The sequence below is a fragment of the Paracoccus sp. pheM1 genome (genome assembly GCF_018499825.1).
Taxonomy (GTDB): Bacteria; Pseudomonadota; Alphaproteobacteria; order Rhodobacterales; family Rhodobacteraceae; genus Paracoccus; species Paracoccus versutus.
The window spans coordinates 213,432-232,168 of the sequence record NZ_JAGXCX010000003.1 but is presented as its reverse complement, the minus strand read 5'-3'; the positions used below and the strand labels follow the sequence as shown (position 1 = coordinate 232,168).

Genomic DNA, 18,737 nt, shown 5'->3' with positions numbered 1-18,737 from the left:
CCCGGCCAGGTTGGCTTACCAGTTCAGGATCGGCTCCATCGCGGCGCGGAAATCGGCCTTTTCCTGGTCGGTCAGCGGACCCAGCGGCGCGCGGCATTCGCCGACCGGCATCCCCTGGATCTCGCAGCCGTATTTCAGCTTCTGCACGAACTTGCCCGATTCCAGGATGTTCATGGCAGTATAAAGCGTCGCCATCTGTTCGCGCGCCTTGTCGAGATCGCCCGAGCGATAGCTGCGGTCCAGATCGCAGACCGCCCTGGCCATGCAGTTGGCCGGGCCACAGATCCAGGCGTCGGCGCCCCAGAGCATGAAGTCCAGCGCGATGTCGTCCGAGCCCGAGACCAGCTGGATGCGGCCCTTGTAGCGGGTGGCGATGCCGATGGCGCGCTGCAGCGAGCCCGAGCTTTCCTTGATGCCGATGACGCGCGGATCGTCGGCCAGCGCGTCCAGCACCTCCCAGCCCAGCTCGATGCCGTCCTTGTCGGGATAGCTGTAAAGCACGATGGGCATGTCGGTGGCGTCCAGCACCGCCTGGAAATGCCGGATCAGCTCGGCCTGGGTCGGCTTGGTGTAGAAGGGCGTTGCCAGCAGCACGGCATCATAGCCCATTTCCTTGGCGCGCAGCGTATTGGCGATGACGCCGGCGGTCGAGGGCGCGTTGGTGCCGGCGATCAGGATCTCGCCCGGCTTGGCGAAATCACGCACGAATTGCAGCACGCTGTCGCGTTCCTCGTCCGACATGAAGTTGTATTCGCCCGATGAGCCGCAGGGCACCCAGCCCGAGACGCCGGCTTCGCGCAGGTTGGTCAGCAGCTTCTCGAAAGCGGCGAAGTCGATCTTGCCGGCCGCATCGAAGGGCGTGACCAGCGCGGGCATGACACCTTGCAGTTTCATGGCGTTTCCTTTCTTTCCAGATAATTATGCAGAGAATTTGCGAAGCAGCTTCTGCTCGACCACGGTGACGGCCCGTGTCAGGGGGAAGGCGATGACGAAGTAGATGGCGGCGACCACGGTCAGCACCTCGACCGGCCGGGCGGTGTTGTTCGAGATGTTCTGGCCGATGAACATCAGGTCGGCCATGCCCACGGCCGAGACCAGCGCGCTTTCCTTGAACAGCGAGACGGCGTTCGACAGCAGCGTCGGCACGGCGCGCAGCACCGCCTGCGGCAGGATCACGTTGACGATCTGCGCCCGGCGCGGCAGGCCAAGCGCCACGCAGGCATCCATCTGCTCGCGGCCCACCGAACGCAGCGAGGCGCGGAAGGTCTCGGAGGTGATCGCGCCCATGTAGAGCGTCAGGGCGATGGTGGCCGAGACGAAGTTCGAGAACTCGACCCCCAGGATCAGCGGCAGGCAGAAGAAGATCCAGAACAGCTGGATCAGCACCGGCGTGCCGCGGAACAGCTCGACATAAAGGCCCAGCAGGCCGCGGACGACGGCATTGCCGCTGCTGCGCAGCAACCCGATGACGAAGCCTAGCGACGTGCCCAGGACGATGCACAGCAAGGTCAGCCTGAGCGTCGTCCACAGCCCCAGCGCCAGCGCGTCGGTAAAGCGCAGCAGGATCGAGAAATCCAGTGTCATACCCATGACCCGTCCCCCTTAGGAATAGCTCTGCCGGCGCTCGAGCCAGTTCACGAACTGGCCGACCGGGTAGGAGATGGCGAGATAGATCAGGGCGACGACCGTGAAAGTCTCGATCGGGCGATAGGTGGCCGTGGCCAGCGTCTTGCCCTGATACATCAGGTCGGCCACGCCGACGATGGCGACCAGCGCGCTTTGCTGGAAGATGCCGATGCCGTTGGTCAGCAGCACCGGCACCGAATTGCGCAGGGCCTGCGGCAGCACGATGTTCAGCACCCGCTGCGTCGGCGACAGGCCAAGCGCGATGCCGGCATCCAGATGCTCGCGCGGGACCGCTTGGATCGAGGCGCGATAGGCTTCGGCGTTGAAGGCGGTCAGGTTCAGGCCCAGGGCGACGATGCCCATGAAGACCGGGCCCCAGAACACGTTGAAGATCATCGGCACGCAATAGAAGAACCAGACGATCTGGACGATGGCCGGGGTGCAGCGGAAGAATTCCACGAACAGCATCGCGGGAAGCCGCAGGACGGCAAGCTTGCTGGTGGTCAGCAGGGCCAGCGCGAAACCGGCGACGACGCCGATGGCATTGGCGGCCAGCGTCAGTTGCAGCGTCACCCAAAGCCCGTCCATGAGCGGGCCCATGTTCCGGGTCACCGCCCCCAAGTCGAGTGTGTAATCCATGGCGCGCCTCAGGCCTTGATGTGGAAGACGCGGTTGATGAACTCGCGGGTGCGCTCTTCGCGCGGGTCGCCCAGCACCTGTTCGGGCGGGCCGTCCTCGACCACCACGCCGCCGGCGCAGAAGATCACCCGGCTGGCGACATTCCTGGCGAACCACATGTCATGCGTGACCATCATCATCGGCATGCCGCTTTCCGCGAGTTGCAGGATCACCGCCTCGACCTCGGCCACCAGTTCCGGGTCGAGCGCCGAGGTCACTTCGTCGAACAGCATCAGCTTGGGGTCCAGCATCAGCGCGCGGGCGATGGCGACGCGCTGTTTCTGGCCGCCGGACAGCTGGCTGGGATAGGCGTCGGCCTTGGCGCCCAGGCCGAAGCGTTCCAGGATCTTCTGGCCGCGCTGGCGGGCCGAGGCGCGGCTTTCACCGTGGACCTTGCGCGGGGCAAGGATCAGGTTCTCCATGATGCTGAGGTGCGGGAACAGGGTGTAGTGCTGGAAGACCATGCCGATCTGCTTGCGCAGCTCGGTGTCGATGACGGTCTTGTCGCCCTTGGCCGAGATATAGGGCTTGCCGCCGAAGCGGACCGAGCCGCCCTGGATCTGCTCCAGCCCCATGACCACGCGCAGCAGGGTCGACTTGCCGCCGCCCGAGGGGCCGATGACCACCACCCGCTCGCCCGGCATCATCTGGATGTCCAGGCCCTTGAGAACCTGGATGTTCGGACCATAGCTCTTGTGAAGGTCGCGGATCTCGACCAGCGCAGATCCGTCCCGCATATCCGCCATAAGCCTTACTCCCGAATATGGCTTTTCCGCGAACCGCCGCCTCCCGCGCCGGTTCGTTGAGCAGTTCTTGTCGTGTGGGGCAGGTCTTAGTTCCCGGCCGCGGCCAGGACCTCGTCGGCCGCCTTCGAGATCAGCGCATCGACGGCGCCTGTGGCGACCCTTTCCTCCAGGAAGATGTCCACGACCGCCACGTCCGAGGCGCGCAGGTTCAGCGGCAGGCCGAAGGACACGCCCTGCTTGGCCAGCGCCGGTTCGGGGTTCAGGGCGACCGCCCAGTCCGGGTTCGCCTGCGTGAACAGCAGGTTGGTGTCCGAGGCGTCCACGATGATGTCGGCGCGGCGCGACTGCACCGCGAGGCGGGTCTCGTCGGCCGAGGGTAGGCGCAGGATCGTCGCGTTCTTGACCGCCGCCGAGATCGCCTTGTCCTGGGCGGTGCCGGACATGACCGCCATGGTGACGCCGGCCACGTCGACATCGGCGACCGAAACCGGGTTCGCGGGGATCTTGGGGTTGTCCTTGTTGTAGACGAGCGAGATTTGGTATTCCATCGCCGGGATCGAGAACTGCACCGCCATGGCGCGCACCGGCGTGCGGTTCAGCGCCAGCGACATGTCCCATTTCCCGGCCTGAAGCCCGGCCACGATATTGTCCCAGGTGGTGTCGACGAACTCGGGCTGCACCTCCAGCACGGCGGCGAATTCGCGGCAGAGATCGGCGTAGAAGCCGGAATATTCGCCCGTCGCCGGGTCGCGCATCACATAGGGCGGGGCGACGGCGGCGCCGCAGCGCAGCTTGCCGGCACTTTGAACCTTCTGCCAATAGCCGCCCGCCTCCTGGGCAGGGGCGGCGCCCGCCGAGAGCGCGACGGCCAGGGCCATGATTGTCGCAGGTTTCGAGATTTTCTTCATCAGCATGTCAGTCTCCCGGTGTGTTGGTCTTTGGCTTGTCGTCTCTGCGGCATTCTTTTTGTCAACATTGTGCCGACATGAATCCAGCATGGCGACACAATGACGACACGTCAACAAAAACTTTGTGTCGACATCGGCTTTCGCCTGGCCCTATCATCGGGTGCAGAAAACACCGGCAGGAGAACGCGTTTGGCCGACGAAGCTGAGATCAGGCATGCCAAGGGGACGGGCTGGCGCTTTGTCTACCAGACCTTGCACGACGAAATCCTGTCCCTGGTCCTGGAGCCGGGGGCGCTTCTGGACGAGACGACCTTGGCCGAGCGATTCGGCATGTCCCGCTCGCCCATCCGCGAGGCGCTGATCCGGCTGTCGGGCGACGACCTGGTGGTGACGCTGTCCAACCGCTCGACCATCGTGGCGCCGATCGACGTGCTGAGCTTTCCGAAATATGTCGAGGCGCTGGACGTGGCGCAGCGCATGAACACGCGCCTGGCCGCCGAGCTGCGCAGCGAGGCCGACCTGAAGGCCATTGCCGCGCGCCAGGCCGAGTTCGAGGCGGCGGTCAAGAACGGCAACCACCTGCTGATGTCCGAGGCGAACAAGCAGTTCCACATGGCCATCGCCAGCGCCGGCCGGAACCCCTATCTGGCCGCCTTCTACGAGCGGCTGCTGAACCAGGGCCGCCGCATGCTGCACCTGCATTTCGACTATATCGAGCGCAGCAACGACAGCTATTTGCTGACGGACGAGCATAGCGAGATGCTGGAGGCGATCCGGGCGCGGGATGTCGAGCGGGCGGATGCGCTGGCCCATGCCCATACCCGGCAATTCCGCGACAACTTCATCGAGTTCATGAAGGAAAACTATTCGCAGAACTTCTCTTTCGTCGGGAAATAGCCGTCCGGCCGGGGGTGACGCCTGGCGGGGGGCTTTGATGCCGCAGAGGCCGGCTCAGAGCCCGAAGAACTCCAGCATCAGCTCAAGCTGGCAGTCGAGCATCGGCGCGCCATGGCGGACCTGGCAGCCCTTGTCCTGCGCGGCGCGCAGCAGCGGGGTTTCGCGCGGCTTCATGATGATGTCGGCGACCAGGATCTCGGGGCGCAACCGGGACAGGTCGACCGGCGCCGGGTCGGTTTCGGGGTGCAGCCCGCAGGGCGAGGCATTGACCAGCAGGTCGACCCCGTCCAGGTCGTTCGGCCCTGCGCTGACGCGCAGCTGCGGATAGCCGGCGGCGATCCTGTCGGCCAGCGATTGCGCGCGGGCCGCGTCGGGGTCATGCACGCGCAACGAGGCCACGCCGCTGCGGGCAAGGCCGAAGGCGATGGCCCGCCCGGCGCCGCCGGCGCCCAGAAGCAATGCCTCGCGCCCCTGGGCATCGGCGCCGCCGCCCAGCAGCCCCTGCAGGAAGCCGCGGCCGTCGAAATTCTCGGCCACCATGGTTCCGTCTGCTTCGCGGCGGACGGTATTCGCGGCCCCCAGCTCCTGCGCCTCGTCGCCGACGCGATCGGCCAGTTCAAGCGCCTGTTCCTTCAGCGGCACGCTGACCACCATGCCGCCCAGGTTGCGCATCCGCTTCATCGCCTGCCAGGCGGCGGCGAAATCCGCAGGCGCATAGTGGACCGGCACCATGACCGCGTCGATGCCCCGCGCCCTGAACAAGGGGTTCAGGACTTCGGGGGTGCGGACATGGTGGATCGGGTCTGCAAGCATGAAGAAGATCCGGGTGTTGCCGGTGATCATCTGTCCTGTTCCCTTGGGTTCGTCCTGCCGCCTGCGGCGCTTCGTCAGATCGCGGCCAGCGTGTTGCGCGTCTCGGTCAGCAGCCGGTCCACGTCGCTTTCCGAGAATACCAGCGGCGGACGGATCTTCAGCGTATTGGCGTGATGGCCGGTGGCCGAAATCAGCACTCGCCGCTGCCGCAGCCCGTCCACGACCGCCAGGGCCGTGGCCGAATCCGGTTCCTTGCCGTCCCGGTCCTTGACGAATTCAACCCCGATATAAAGGCCCGCGCCGCGCACGTCGCCGATGCGCCCGTCCTCTTGGGCGATCTCGCGCAAGCCGTCCTGGATCATCGCGCCGATGCGGGCGGCGTTTTCCTGCAATCTGTCGTCGCGGATCACGTCGAAGGTCGCCTGCGCCGCGGCAATGGCCACGGTATTGCCGCCGAAGGTGTTGAAATAGCGCATCTCGCTGCCGAAACGCTCGACCACCTCGCTGCGCACGGCGACTGCCGCGACCGGGAAGCCGTTGCCCATCGGCTTGCCCATGGTGACGATGTCGGGGTGCTGGCCGTGGCGCTGGAACCCCCAGAGCCGGTCGCCCGAGCGGCCGAAGCCCGCCTGCACCTCGTCGGCGATCACGACGCCGCCGGCGGCATGGACGACCTCGGCGATCTGCTGGAGGATGTCGGTCGGATGGGCATAGATCCCGTCCGAGGAGAACAGCGAATCCGCGATGAAGGCGGCGATGCCTTCGCCGCGTCGTTCCAGCTCGTCGATCTCGTGCCGGACCCGGCGGGCCAGGAAGGCGCCGATCTCGGAGGGCTCCATGCGATAGGAATCGGGCGCGGGAATGCGGCGCACCCATTGCCCCAGCGGGCTTTTCCTGCCCAGCGAGGGCGACAGGCCCGCCGTCAGGTGCGAGTTGCCGGTATAGGCTTCCGAGGTGATGACGATGCCCTTGCGCCCGGTCTGGTGCATGGCGATGCGCAGCGCCAGGTCGTTCGCCTCGGAGCCCGTGCAGGTGAACATGACATGTTCGATCGGTGCGCCAAAGGTCGGCACGATCTGCTCGGCGAATTCCAGGATGCCGTCCTGCACGTAGCGGGTATGGGTGCAGAGCGTCTGCATCTGCCGATGCACCGCCTCGACCACGCGCGGGTTGCAATGGCCGACCGAGACGACGTTGTTGTAGGCGTCCAGATATTCCTTGCCGTCGCGGTCCCACATCTTCGTGCCCAGGGCGCGGCTGATCTGCACCGGATCGGCATACATCAGGCGATAGGCCGGGCCCAGCAGGCTGCGGCGCCGGCGGATCAGATCCTGCATCGCCGGATCGAGCCTGTCCATGTCGTCCGGGTCGAAGCCGTTCACCATGCCCACGTTGATCCGGGGCTTGTCATGCGCATTCATATCCGTGCTTCCTCTGTCTTGCGGGCCGCCTGGCTTGCGGCGCCTGGGGCGAATGTCCGGCTGATCTGGTCCGGCGGCAGGCTGAGGAACTGCCGAAGCTGCTGCCAGCCCTGATGGGTGTTTCGCATGATATAGGGCTCATTATCCGGGAACTGCCGGGCCCGCCATGTCGTGATCAGCGCGCGGGCGATGACGCGGGCCATGACCAGATGCGGCAGGACTTCCAGCTCGTCCGGGGTCAGGTCGGCGACCGAGAGATAGCCGGCCAGCAGGTCGCGGCCGCGGTCGAACATCGCCGGCCCGCCCTCGGGTTCGAGATAGGCCAGCAGCGCGGTCGAGAGGTCGATGACGGTATGGGTGCGCACGGCATCGCCGAAATCGATCACCCCGGTGACGAAAGCCGGGTCGCTGCGGTCCACGACCACGTTCGAGCGATTGAAATCGTTGTGCAGCACCTGGCGCCGGCAGGTCCGCAGCCTGCCTTCGATCTGGCGAAAGCGCGCCATCCCTTCGGCCAGCATGGCGCGGTGGTCGGGATCGGTCACGCCGTCCAGCAGGAAGGCGAGCTTCGGCAGGTGCTGGACATCCCATGCGATCTCACGCGCCTCGTGCGGATGCGAAAATCCGGCCATGGCCAACCGCAGCCGGGCAAGCGTGGCACCCAGCCGAAAGCGCTCCTCCGGGGTGGGATCGATCCGATCCAGCGGCGTGCCCTCCAGATAGGTCAGCATCCGCACCATGCGCGGCTGGCCGTGGCTGTCCGTGACGGTGAAGAAGCCCAGGCCGTCGCGGCTGTGCACCACGCGCGGCACCGGCAGGCCGGGATCGACGCGCGCCAGATGGTCCAGCAGGTCGGCTTGCAGCGACAGCTCGGCCGGATCCTCATCGGGGTTCGAGAACTTGGCGATGAAGCGTTCCCCCCTGGGCGTGGCCAGCCGGAAGGTGTCGTCCTTTTCGGTGTCCAGGCGTTGCAGGGTGCCGGTCAGGCCGTAATGCGTCTCCAGCACCGCCAGCGCCTCGTCGGCGGGGATCGAGCGGAACGGCGTGGCAAGGCCGCCGGCGCATAGCAGATTGGTTGAGGACATGGGATGTCTTTCGGATCGGCTGGGAAAAGGGGGCTGGACGGCCCCCTGGCTCAGGCATTGGGCTGGCGTTGCGAGCTGTGCCAGGGCAGGGCGATCCGCTCCATCACGTCGACGGCATAGAACAGGATCGTCCCCATTACTCCCAGCAGCACCAGCGAGACGAAGACGCGCGTGGTGTCGAACTGGCCCTGTGCGGTCAGCACCAGGAAGCCCAGGCCGCGGCCGCCGGCGACGAATTCTCCGACGATGGCGCCGACCAGCGCGAAGGAGATGCCCACTTTCATGCCCGAGAACAGCGAGGGCAGGGCGTTCGGCACCCGGATCTTGTAGATGATGTCGAATTTCGAGGCCCGCGTCGCCTTGGCGAGGTTCAGCATGTCGGGATCGACCGAGCGCAGGCCCAGGACGGTGTTGATGACGATGGGAAAGATCGCCAGCATCACCGCCACCGCCAGTTGCGAGGATACGCCGGTGCCCAGCCAGATCACGAACAGCGGCGCCAGCGCCACCTTGGGCACCGAGTTGATGGCGATGAGCAGGGTGTAGACCGTGCGCTCGAGGAATTTCGACTGCACGATGCCCACCGCCATGATCACGCCCAGCACCACCGAGATGACGAAGGCCAGGCCCGTGGTCATCAGCGTGTAAAGCATGTTGCGGATGAACACCCAGGGGCTTTGCATGAAGGCCGCCCAGATCGCCGAGGGCGCCGGCAGGATGATCGCCGGTGGATTGAACAGCCGCACCCCCAGTTCCCACAGCAGGATCGTTCCCAGCAGCACCAGGACGATGTCGAGCGAGCGATTGTCCCGCATGATTTTCGCGATGAGGCTGTCTTTCATTCCTTGAGCACTCCCAATTCGGCGAAATGATGGCGGATACGCTGGGCATAGACGCCGAAGGCATCGGATTCGCGCACCGACAGCGGCCGCGGCCGGGGCAGGTCCACGTCGAAGACATCGACGATGCGGCCCGGCCCGCGCGACATCATTACCACGCGGTCGGCCAGAAAGACCGCCTCGGAGATCGAATGGGTGATGAAGATCACCGTCTTGCTGGTCTCTTGCCACATGCGGGCCAGCTCGACGTTTAGGTCGTCGCGGGTCATCGCGTCCAGCGCACCGAAGGGCTCGTCCATCAGCAGCAGGTCGGGATCGCACAGCAGCGCCCGGCAGATCGAGGCGCGCTGCCGCATGCCGCCGGACAGCTCCCAAGGATGGCGCTTTTCATAGCCCTTGAGCCCGAAACGTTCCAGCAGCTGCAAGGCGCGGTCGCGGTATTGCTCGCGCGGGTGGCCTAGGAATTCGGCCTGCAACAGCACGTTGTCCAGGATGGTGCGCCAGTCCAGCAGGACGTCGCGCTGGAACACCACGCCCATGCGGTCCGGCGGCCCGGCCAGCGGCTTGCCGGAAACGGTGATGCCGCCCGAGGTGATGTCTTCCAGCCCGGCAAGGCATTTCAGCAGCGTGCTCTTGCCGCAGCCGCTGGGCCCGACGATGCTGAGGAACTCGCCCGGACGCACGTCCAGGTTGATGTCGCTGAGCGCGACGACGGGCCCGTGCTGCGAGGGGTAGGTCTTGCCCGCCCCCTTGATGCGCAGATAGGTGTCGGGGGTGGTGCCGGTCATCATGTTCATGCCCACCGCCTCATTCCGGGATCAGGTCGTTGGTGAAATAGTCGGCGACCTGCCAGCCGGGATTGACCACGCCGGCACGCTCCATGCCCTTCAGCGCGGCTTCCCAATCCTCGTCCGCCTGCCAGCCCAGCGGCTTGCCCTGGGTCGCGGGCGTGTCGAAATATTCCACGGTCAGGCGGATCTGTTCGCGCAGCACGTCCGGGTTCAGCATGGCATCGGGACGCTGGGCCAGCATCGCCTCGACGCCCAGGTCGGGATTTTTGGCGATTTCCGCCCAGGCGCGCTGCTGGACCGCGACCAGCTTCTCCAGCGCCTTCGCCCGGTTGGCGATCGTGTCGTCCGAGGCGACCAGGCCGTAGCTGGGAAAGAACAGGTCGGCCGAATCCGAGGTTAGGCATTTCGACGGCCGCTGCGCCTCGGCCAACGGCAGGGCCGAGGCGACGGTGGACATCATCCCGTCCGCCCGCCCCGAGGTATAGGTGCCCCACAGGGCCGAGGCATCGACGAACTCGATGGGGGTGTTGTTGCGATCCAGCCCGCCGGCGGCCAGGAAGGTGTCGATATAGGGCGCCCAGGGGCTGGCGGCGAAGACGACGATCTTCTTGCCCTTGAGATCCGCGATCTGCTCGACCGGCGCATCCTTGTCGACCAGCACGCAAAGATCGGTGCGGCGGTCCCAGCCGGCGATGCCCTTGACCTTGGCGCCGCCCTGGCGCGCCGCCGGGACCAGGCCCAGCTGGATCTGGCCGACATCGACCTGGCCGGCGTTGACCAGCTGCAAGGTATTGCCCGAGCCGCGCCCGTCCTGCACGTCCACATCCAGCCCGGCTTCCTTGAACCAGCCCTGCTGCTGGGCCAGGTGCATGGCGGCATGGCTGCCCCATGGCGAGAAGTCCAGCCGCACGGTCAGTTTGTCCTGCGCCAGGCCGGGCCCGGCCAGGATCAGCAGCGCAGCGGCGGCGGCTGGCGGCAAGATCTGCATCTTTCTCATTCGTCCTCTCCTGTTGTGCGGCCTGCGGCGAATCGCCCGCGGGTGTTCTTGTTTCCAAGATGATTAATAGCACTACTAGTCCAATTGTAATCAAGTTTCTTTAGCGTATCCGGCGAAAAACATCAGTAATATACTGGAATATATAGAATAAAAAATCGCTTGTCGGTTCGGAAACCTGCGTGTTACTAAACTAACCAACTAGTCCAACAAGGATGGGAATCATGACGGTTTCAGCGACCAGAACTGCGCGAATCGGCGTCGACATCGGCGGCACCTTCACCGATCTCGTGATGATCGAGGGCGACGGGCGGCTCTATCATGCCAAGGTGCCCTCGACCCCCGCGGCGCCCGAGGAGGCGGTGATCACCGGCATCTCGGACTTGGTGCGGGATTCGGGCATCTCGGTCGCCGATGTGCGCGAGATCGTGCATGGCACCACCGTCGGCTCGAACACGCTGCTGCAAAAGGTCGGCGCGCGGGCCGGCCTGATCACCACGGCCGGATTCCGCGACGTGCTGGAGATCGGCCGGCTGCGCACGCCGAACATGTTCGACCTGCAATGGGACAAGCCCGCGCCGCTGATCCCGCGCCGGCACCGGCTGGAGGCGCAGGAGCGCATCGCCGCCGACGGCACCGTGATCACGCCGCTGGACGAGGCAAGCTTCATCGCCGCCGCCGCCGCCCTGGTCGAGGCGGGGGTGGACTCCATCGCCGTCTGCTTCCTGAACAGCTATCGCAATCCCGTCCATGAACAGCGCGCCGAGGAACTGATCCGCGCGCGCTTCCCCAAGGTCCAGATCACCACCTCGGTCTCGGTCCTGCCCGAGGCCAAGGAATACGAGCGCACCAGCACCACGGTGGTGAACGCCTATGTCGGGCCGGTCCTGGCCGCCTATCTGCAGCGCCTGCAGACCGGCATCAAAAGGCTGGGCGTGAATGCGCCGCTGCTGGTCAGCAACTCGAACGGCGCGCTGGCCTCGGCCGAGACCGCCTGCGAGAAGCCGGTGTTCTTCATCTCGTCGGGACGGGCGGCCGGCGCCGTCGGCGGCGCCCGCCTGGGCGAGGCGCTGGCCCAGGAAAACTTGGTCATCTTCGACATGGGCGGCACCACCGCCTCGGCCACGCTGGTCAATGGCGGCGAGTTGAGCCGGGTCAGCGAATACGAATTCCGCGCCGGGATCTCGACGCCCTCGCGCTTCATCAAGGCCGGCGGCTACATGATGAGCGTGCCGACCGTCGACGTGGCCGAGGTGGGCAGCGGCGCCGGCTCCATCGCCGCGCTGGACAGCGCCGGGCTGATCCGGGTCGGACCGCTTTCGGCCGGGGCGGATCCGGGGCCGGTCTGCTACGGCCTTGGCGGCGAGGCGCCGACGGTGACGGATGCGAACCTGGTGCTGGGCTACCTGCCCGAGGAACTGGCCGGCGGCGCGCGCCACCTGGACAAGGCCGCGTCCGAGGTCGCCATCGCCGCCCGGCTCGGCGACGCGCTTGGCCTTGAGGCGACCGAGGCCGCCCATGGCATCCGCGAGGTGGTGAACGCCAACATGGCCCGCGCCATCCGCGCCGTGACTGTCGAGCGCGGCGTGGACCCGCGCGACTTCACCCTGGTCGCCATCGGCGGCTCGGGCCCCGTGCATGCCGCCGCCATCGCCTCGCTCCTGTCGATGGACAAGCTGCTGATCCCGGCCACGCCCGGCGTCTTTACCGCCATGGGCATGCTTTCGGGCGACATCGAGCGCTATTTCACCGCCCCCATCGGTCGGGTGGTCGAGGATGTGGACCTGCAAGACCTTGCCGCCGCGACCGCGGATCTGCGCCGGCAGGCCATCGCCAACCTGCGCGAGGAGGGCATCCCCGAGGAGGCGATGGAACTGCTGCCCGAGGCGAACATGCGCTTCCGCGGCCAGGAAATGTCGCTGGCGATCCCCTTTGCCGAACCCTTCGATCCGGCCCGCGTGCGCGAGGATTTCCTGGAAACCTATCGCTCGATCTACAGCTATGTGTCGTCCGACGCGGTCGAGGTGGTCGGCATCCGCATGACCGGCCGCGGGCTGCGCCAGGGGCGGCTGGATTTCCGCAAGCTCTCGGCGCCGGATCACGAAGAGGCGGGGCCGGTCTCGCGGCGCAAGGTCTATTTCGGCAAGGATGCCGGCTGGATCGAAACCCCGGTCTATGACCGCACCCGCTCGCCGCGCAAGCTGACCGGCCCGGTCGTCCTGGAATCGAACGACTCGACCGTGGTCGTTCCGCCGGATGCCACGGTCGAGCGCGACGATTTCCTGAACCTTCACATCCGCCTTTCGTAAGGAGCGCCGTCATGGCCGAGATTTCCGCCAACGACCCGATCACCTTTGCCGTGCTGAAAAGCGCCGTCGAATCCATCGTCGACGACATGGCCTATACGGTGATGCGGACCGCGCGTTCGCCCATCGTCCGCGACGTGCTGGATTATTCCACCACCATGTGCGACGCCAAGGGCCGCATCCTGGCGCAGGCCAAGACCGTGGCGCTGCACCTGGGCGCCGTGCCCGACGCGATGGAGGCGCTGCTGGCGCGGTTCCAGGGCGACCTGCACCCCGGCGACGTCATCATCTTCAACGATCCCTATGAAGGCGGCATGCACCTGCCCGACATCTTCATGTTCAAGCCGATCTTCCATGGCGACGAACACCTCGGCTTCTCGGTGGTGATCTGCCACCACTGCGACGTGGGCGGCCGCGTGCCCGGCTCGAACGCCAGCGACTCGACCGAGATATTCCAGGAGGGGCTGCGCCTGCCGCCGCTGAAGCTTTATGATCGCGGGGTCCGCAACGACATCGTTTTCGACATCATCGGCCGCAACGTGCGCCTGCCGGACCTGGTCATCGGCGACATCGAGGCGCAGCTGGCGACCTGCGCGCTTGGCGAGCGCGAATTGCTGCGCATCGTCGACAAATACGGCGCGCCCGTCTTCAACCAGTTCCTTGCCGACTTCCTGGACTATGGCGAGCGGCTGACCCGCAACGAGATCGCCAAATGGCCCGATGGCAGCTACGAGTTCACCGATTACATCGACGGCGACGGCTTCGACCCGGCGCCGATCCCGATCAAGGTGACGATCACCGTCAAGGGCGACCATCTGGAGGTGGACTTCACCGGCAGCTCGCCCCAGGTCAAGGGCGCCATCAACTCGACCCTGTCCTTCGTGAAATCGGCCACCTACCTGGCGATCCGCTGCACGCTGGACAGCGAGGTGCCGAACAATTCGGGCATGTATCGCGCCATCGACATCGCGGCGCCGAAGGGCTGCTTCCTGAACCCGCATTTCCCGGCGCCGGTCGCGGCGCGCGCCCTGACCGGCTATCGCGTGGTCGATACCGTGCTTGGCGCGCTGTCCAAGATCGTGCCGACCCGCGTCGCGGCGGCGGGCGAGGGCGGCAATTCGGTGGTCTGCCTGGGCGGCTATGACAGGCAAACCCGCCAGCCATTCGTCATGGTCGACATGATCAACGGTGCCCTGGGCGCGCGTGCCACCAAGGATGGCATCGACGCGATCACCAACCCGTCGCAGAACATGTCGAACATGCCGGTCGAGCTGATGGAATCGACCTATCCGATCCGCATCGAGGAATATTCGCTGCGCACCGATTCCTGCGGTGCAGGCAGGCAGCGCGGCGGCCTGGGCGTGGTGCGGCAATACCGCCTGCTGGCCGAGGATGCGGTGCTGCAACTGCGCGCCGACCGCTACCAGCATCGGCCCTATGGCCTCTTCGGCGGCAATCCGGCCGCGTCCTCGCGCAACCTGCTGAGCCTGAACGGCGGCGCGTTCGAGCTGCTGGACAGCAAGGTCACGCGCAATGTGACCAGGGGCGACGTGATCCGCCACGAACAGGCCGGCGGCGGCGGCTATGGCGACCCGTTGCAGCGCCCGCTGGAGCAGGTGCTGGAGGATGCGCTGGACGGCAAGATCACCCCGGCCTTCGCCCGCGAGCATTACCGCGTCGTGATCGAGGATGGCCGGATCGACGAAAAGGCGACGGCCGAGCTGCGCAATCTGCAACCGGAGATGGCCTGATGCCCGATCTGCGCCGCTTTGCGATCAACCAGATCACCACGCGCGACTGGACCCTTGAACAGGCGGTCGATGGCTATGCCCGCCAGGGGGTGGCCGGGATCGGGGTCTGGATGGATTATCTGGACGCCGCCGGGGTCGGGCGGGGCGCCCGGCTGATCCGCGATGCCGGGCTGTTCGTGCCCTGCCTTTGCACCAGCGCCTGGGTCAATATCGCGGACAAGGCCGGCTTTGCCGCCGCTCTTGCCGAAAACCGCCGTCGCCTGGACGCGGCGGCCGAGATCGGCGCGCCCTGCCTGGTCGTGGTGCCGGGCGGGCTGGCCACGGGGGAAAAGGATCTGGCGGCGGCGCGGTCGCGGGTGATCGGCGCGCTGGAAGAGCTTTTGCCCCATGCCCGGCAGGTCGGGGTCAAGCTGGGCCTCGAGCCCCTGCATCCGATGTATGCCGCCGATCGCAGCTGTCTCAACAGCTTTGCGCATTGCCTGGATCTTTGCCGCAGCCTGGGCGACGGCGCGGGCATCGTCGCCGACACCTATCATTGCTGGTGGGACGCCGGTTTCCTGCCGGGGCTGCGCCAGGCGGGGCCGGAAAACATCCTGACCTTCCATCTGTGCGACTGGCTTGTGCCGACCCGCGATCTATACCATGACAGGGGCATGATCGGCGACGGCGTGGTCGACTTCGCGGGGTGCAAGGCGCTTCTCGACGAGATCGGCTATGACGGTCCCTTCGAGATCGAGCTGTTCTCGAAGTTCGACTGGTGGTTGCGCGACGGCAACGAAACGGTCGCCGTTTCGGTCGAGCGTTGCGCGCCCTTTGTGAGGGAAAGGCAGAAGGTGCCGTGCTGAACGGCCCTTTGCCGGAAGGGGTAGGAGGGCAGATGGCGGAGAAACCCGCTATCCGGGATGCGATACGGACGCAGGAAAAGATCCTCGCGGCGGCGCAGGCCGAATTCGCGCGCCGCGGCTATGACGGCGCGCGCGTGGATGCCATCGTGGCGCGGGCCAAGGTCAGCAAGAACTTGCTCTACCACTATTTCCGCGGCAAGGAGGATCTGTATATCCGCATCCTCGAACGCACCTACGAGACGCTTCGCCGCCGGCAAAGCGACGTTCCGGTGAACGGGCTCGATCCGCTCAGCGCGATGATCCGGCTTTGCGAGAACACCTTCCGGGTCTTCGTCGAAGAGCCGGACGTGATCGTGATGCTGAACACCGAGAACCTGTATCGCGCCCGGCATATCGCCAAGTCCACGATCATCCGCAGCATGTATGACCGGTTGTCGGAAAACCTGCGCGAGATCCTGCGGGTCGGGGAAGAGCAGGGCGTGTTCCGCAAGGGCGTCGATCCGGTCGAACTGTACATCTCGATCTCGGGCCTGGGCTATTTCTACCTGTCGAACCAGCACACGCTGTCGATGCTGTTCAACCGAAAGCTGAGCGCGCCCGAGAATATCGAGCATCGGCAGGCGCATCTGGTCGACATGGTGATCAGCTACCTGACCCGCCAGCCCGAGCCCGGAGACTGGACGCCGGAACTGGCGCGCTGACCGGCGCGCCGGCAAGGATCATCCGGACCGCGAGGATTGGCATGGCTGACCACAATGCCGGCCGCTTCATCGGCACCGCCATCGGGCCGATGCTTTGGGGCACGACCTATGTCGTCTTCGTCGGGACATTGCCGACGGATCACCCGGTGCTGATCTCGGCGCTGCGGGCGTTGCCGGCGGGGCTCTTGCTGCTGCTTCTGGTCCGGCGCCTGCCGCCGCGCCGCATCCTGTTTCCCGTCACCGTGCTGGCGCTGACCAATATCGGCCTGTTCTTCGCCTTGCTGCTGATCAGCGCGGCCCGGCTGCCGGGCGGGATCACCGCCACGCTGGCCGCCTGCCAGCCCTTGCTGGTCGCGTTCCTGGCATGGCCGCTGCTGGGGCGCCGGCCGGGGATGGGCCAGATCGCGCTGGCGGTGCTGGGCATGGCCGGCGTCGGACTGATGGTGCTGAACGGCGGCCTCGCCTTCGACCCGGCCGGCGTCCTGGCGGGTATCGGCGCGGCATTGTCCATGGCGCTCGGCATCGTGCTGATGGAGCGCTGGCGCGATCTTGCGCCGCCGGTGCAGATGACGGCATGGCAATTGCTGATCGGGGGCGCCCTGATCCTGCCCATTGCCCTGCTGGTCGAGGGCCTGCCCGCGCATTGGGACATGCGCAACAGCCTGGGCCTGGGCTATCTGGTGCTGTTCGCGACCGCCCTGGGCTATTGGCTCTGGGTCGGCGGCGTGCAGCGGCTGGGCAGCCGGGTTTCGGTGCTGGCATTCCTTAGCCCGGTGGTGGCATTGCTTCTGGGCATCGGCCTCATGCACGAGACGCTGGACGCGCAGCAGGGGCTGGGCGTGGCGATGGTGTTCCTGTCGATCGGGCTTTCGGTCAGGGCGTCCCTTTCCGGTGGGAAGGCGTGATCCCGTCCGGCTCATTCTTCCTGATCCCGGCGCCCTTGCGTGCCCTGTGGGGCGAATGGCCGTAAAAATCCCGATAGGCCTTGGAAAAATGCGAGGCCGAGGAAAACCCGCTTGCCATGGCGATGTCCACGATCTGGGTATTCGTCTGGTGCAGCAGAAGCCTGGCGCGTTCCAGCCTGAGCTTCATGTAATATTTGGCGGGGGAAATATGCAGCTCCTGCTGAAAGATCCTTTCGACCTGGCGGCGCGTCAACCCGATGCCCGACAATATGTCCTTGACGGGAATCGGATCGGTCAGCGATTCCTGCATTCGCTCGATCAAGGTTGTCACGACCTGGTTTTGCCTGTTGACATGCGACGTGAGAATGGATCTTTGCCGGTCCCCCGGATTGCGGATGCGGTCGACAATCGCGCGCTCGCAGATCGCGGCGACGATTTCCTCGCCATGTTCCTGCTGGATCAGGTAGAGCATCATGTCGAACGCGGCCATCCCGCCGGCGCAGGTCGCGATCCCGTTGTCGATCTCGAACAGGGCGGCACGGACCGAGGCGTCATGGAATTGCTCGCCGAAGCTGGCGGCATTTTCCCAATGGATGACGCATTTCCTTTCGCCCAGAAGCTTGGCCTGGCCCAGGATATATGCGCCGGTGCAAAGGCTTCCGATCATGCAGCCGCTCTGCTTGCATTCGCGCAACCAGGATTCGGTCGCCCTGTCGGAATGGATCTGGATATTCAGGCCGCCGCAGACGATGATTGTCGAATCGCGGATCGAGGAATTCACCGAGCGACGCAAAGCCGCGACCGAGCTGTCGCAATGGATTTGCACGCCGCAACTGGACTGGACCTCGTCCCCTTGGGGCGCGACGACCTTCCAGGTATAGACATCGTATCCGATGGCGGCATTCGCCATGCGCAGGGCTTCGACGGCTGATGAAAAGGCAAGCAGCGTGAATTCCGGCATGAGCAGGAATATGAACGCTTTTTCTTTGTTAGCCAACTTGTTCATGTAAAGCGCTGCCCCGTGGCCACGGCAATCCCCGCATATGCAGATGCCGGGCCAGCCAGGACAAGGGAGGTAATTTAACGGCGGCGCGGGTCCAATAACATCTGCGACGGCGTGCCGGTAATTTTGGGACGTGTCGAACCGGATGGCGATCACGGTTCGGCGGGGCAAAGCGGCAAGGGCATTTTCCGCCCATATCGCGCAAAAGCGCGGCGCAATGTTACGTTTCGATGACGCAGTTGTTCTTTCGCGAAATTCGGACAGGTCGTAACCATTTCGGACACGCCATAACCATCGGGTCGCGACATGCCATGTTTCGAAGCATTTCATGCCTTGCTTCATGGCGTCGCGTGGCTTGCGCCACGGCCTGGGGCGAAACCGACGCAGCACGATCTTGAAATGCTTCGAAATCAAGCAGGGCGGCATTC

At 65.6% G+C, this 18,737-nt stretch carries 18 protein-coding genes; 6 read left to right on the top strand and 12 right to left on the bottom strand.

What is annotated here, in order from left to right:
* Positions 1 to 15: 15 nt before the first annotated feature.
* From KF941_RS23925 to KF941_RS23905, 5 genes are all read right to left on the bottom strand, one after another.
* Entirely contained in the window at positions 16 to 894 is an 879-nt protein-coding gene (locus KF941_RS23925; protein WP_214274766.1) for a dihydrodipicolinate synthase family protein, read from the bottom strand.
* Between the two features lie 24 nt (positions 895 to 918).
* The gene (locus KF941_RS23920; protein ID WP_214274765.1) at positions 919 to 1,590 is read right to left on the bottom strand and encodes an amino acid ABC transporter permease; all 672 of its coding nucleotides are present in this window, start codon (positions 1,588 to 1,590) and stop codon (positions 919 to 921) included.
* 12 nt (positions 1,591 to 1,602) lie between these two features.
* Complete coding sequence (locus tag KF941_RS23915) at positions 1,603 to 2,265, bottom strand: amino acid ABC transporter permease (RefSeq protein ID WP_214274764.1); 663 nt, start codon at positions 2,263 to 2,265, stop codon at positions 1,603 to 1,605.
* 8 nt (positions 2,266 to 2,273) lie between these two features.
* Complete coding sequence (locus tag KF941_RS23910) at positions 2,274 to 3,050, bottom strand: amino acid ABC transporter ATP-binding protein (RefSeq protein WP_276241788.1); 777 nt, start codon at positions 3,048 to 3,050, stop codon at positions 2,274 to 2,276.
* 86 nt (positions 3,051 to 3,136) lie between these two features.
* Complete coding sequence (locus tag KF941_RS23905) at positions 3,137 to 3,964, bottom strand: transporter substrate-binding domain-containing protein (protein WP_036758006.1); 828 nt, start codon at positions 3,962 to 3,964, stop codon at positions 3,137 to 3,139.
* A gap of 183 nt (positions 3,965 to 4,147) precedes the next feature.
* Here KF941_RS23905 and KF941_RS23900 point away from each other — a divergent pair, with 183 nt between their 5' ends.
* Entirely contained in the window at positions 4,148 to 4,855 is a 708-nt protein-coding gene (locus KF941_RS23900; protein ID WP_036758008.1) for a GntR family transcriptional regulator, read from the top strand.
* A 54-nt stretch (positions 4,856 to 4,909) separates the two neighbouring features.
* On the opposite strand, the gene KF941_RS23895 is transcribed toward KF941_RS23900, so the two are convergent.
* The 6 genes from KF941_RS23895 to KF941_RS23870 are packed head-to-tail and all read right to left on the bottom strand — an operon-like array spanning position 4,910 to position 10,801.
* Positions 4,910 to 5,698, bottom strand: a complete 789-nt coding sequence (locus KF941_RS23895) for a shikimate dehydrogenase (RefSeq protein WP_114536803.1) — start codon at positions 5,696 to 5,698, stop codon at positions 4,910 to 4,912.
* 44 nt (positions 5,699 to 5,742) lie between these two features.
* Entirely contained in the window at positions 5,743 to 7,089 is a 1,347-nt protein-coding gene (locus tag KF941_RS23890) for an aspartate aminotransferase family protein (RefSeq protein ID WP_240540610.1), read from the bottom strand.
* Positions 7,086 to 8,174, bottom strand: a complete 1,089-nt coding sequence (locus KF941_RS23885) for a phosphotransferase (protein ID WP_072461303.1) — start codon at positions 8,172 to 8,174, stop codon at positions 7,086 to 7,088. The genes KF941_RS23890 and KF941_RS23885 overlap by 4 nt, the downstream gene beginning before the upstream one ends.
* A gap of 50 nt (positions 8,175 to 8,224) precedes the next feature.
* Complete coding sequence (locus KF941_RS23880) at positions 8,225 to 9,016, bottom strand: ABC transporter permease (RefSeq protein WP_072461304.1); 792 nt, start codon at positions 9,014 to 9,016, stop codon at positions 8,225 to 8,227.
* Entirely contained in the window at positions 9,013 to 9,810 is a 798-nt protein-coding gene (locus KF941_RS23875) for an ABC transporter ATP-binding protein (protein ID WP_240540609.1), read from the bottom strand. The genes KF941_RS23880 and KF941_RS23875 overlap by 4 nt, the downstream gene beginning before the upstream one ends.
* 10 nt (positions 9,811 to 9,820) lie before the next feature.
* Positions 9,821 to 10,801 carry an ABC transporter substrate-binding protein gene (locus tag KF941_RS23870; RefSeq protein WP_083539004.1) on the bottom strand — a complete coding sequence of 327 codons (981 nt, stop codon included), beginning with the start codon at positions 10,799 to 10,801 and terminating at the stop codon, positions 9,821 to 9,823.
* A gap of 221 nt (positions 10,802 to 11,022) precedes the next feature.
* Here KF941_RS23870 and KF941_RS23865 point away from each other — a divergent pair, with 221 nt between their 5' ends.
* The 5 genes from KF941_RS23865 to KF941_RS23845 are packed head-to-tail and all read left to right on the top strand — an operon-like array spanning position 11,023 to position 17,306.
* Positions 11,023 to 13,107 (top strand): hydantoinase/oxoprolinase family protein, encoded by a 2,085-nt coding sequence (locus KF941_RS23865; protein WP_214274763.1) that lies wholly within the window; start codon positions 11,023 to 11,025, stop codon positions 13,105 to 13,107.
* A gap of 11 nt (positions 13,108 to 13,118) precedes the next feature.
* Positions 13,119 to 14,855 (top strand): hydantoinase B/oxoprolinase family protein, encoded by a 1,737-nt coding sequence (locus tag KF941_RS23860; RefSeq protein ID WP_036758014.1) that lies wholly within the window; start codon positions 13,119 to 13,121, stop codon positions 14,853 to 14,855.
* The gene (locus KF941_RS23855; RefSeq protein ID WP_072461307.1) at positions 14,855 to 15,700 is read left to right on the top strand and encodes a sugar phosphate isomerase/epimerase family protein; all 846 of its coding nucleotides are present in this window, start codon (positions 14,855 to 14,857) and stop codon (positions 15,698 to 15,700) included. The genes KF941_RS23860 and KF941_RS23855 overlap by 1 nt, the downstream gene beginning before the upstream one ends.
* Positions 15,701 to 15,732: 32 nt before the next feature.
* Positions 15,733 to 16,401 (top strand): TetR/AcrR family transcriptional regulator, encoded by a 669-nt coding sequence (locus tag KF941_RS23850; RefSeq protein ID WP_214274762.1) that lies wholly within the window; start codon positions 15,733 to 15,735, stop codon positions 16,399 to 16,401.
* A gap of 41 nt (positions 16,402 to 16,442) precedes the next feature.
* Positions 16,443 to 17,306 carry an EamA family transporter gene (locus tag KF941_RS23845; RefSeq protein ID WP_214274761.1) on the top strand — a complete coding sequence of 288 codons (864 nt, stop codon included), beginning with the start codon at positions 16,443 to 16,445 and terminating at the stop codon, positions 17,304 to 17,306.
* On the opposite strand, the gene KF941_RS23840 is transcribed toward KF941_RS23845, so the two are convergent.
* Positions 17,275 to 18,639 (bottom strand): GlxA family transcriptional regulator, encoded by a 1,365-nt coding sequence (locus KF941_RS23840; protein WP_214274760.1) that lies wholly within the window; start codon positions 18,637 to 18,639, stop codon positions 17,275 to 17,277. The two genes, KF941_RS23845 and KF941_RS23840, sit on opposite strands and share 32 nt — an antisense overlap.
* Positions 18,640 to 18,737 lie beyond the last annotated feature (98 nt).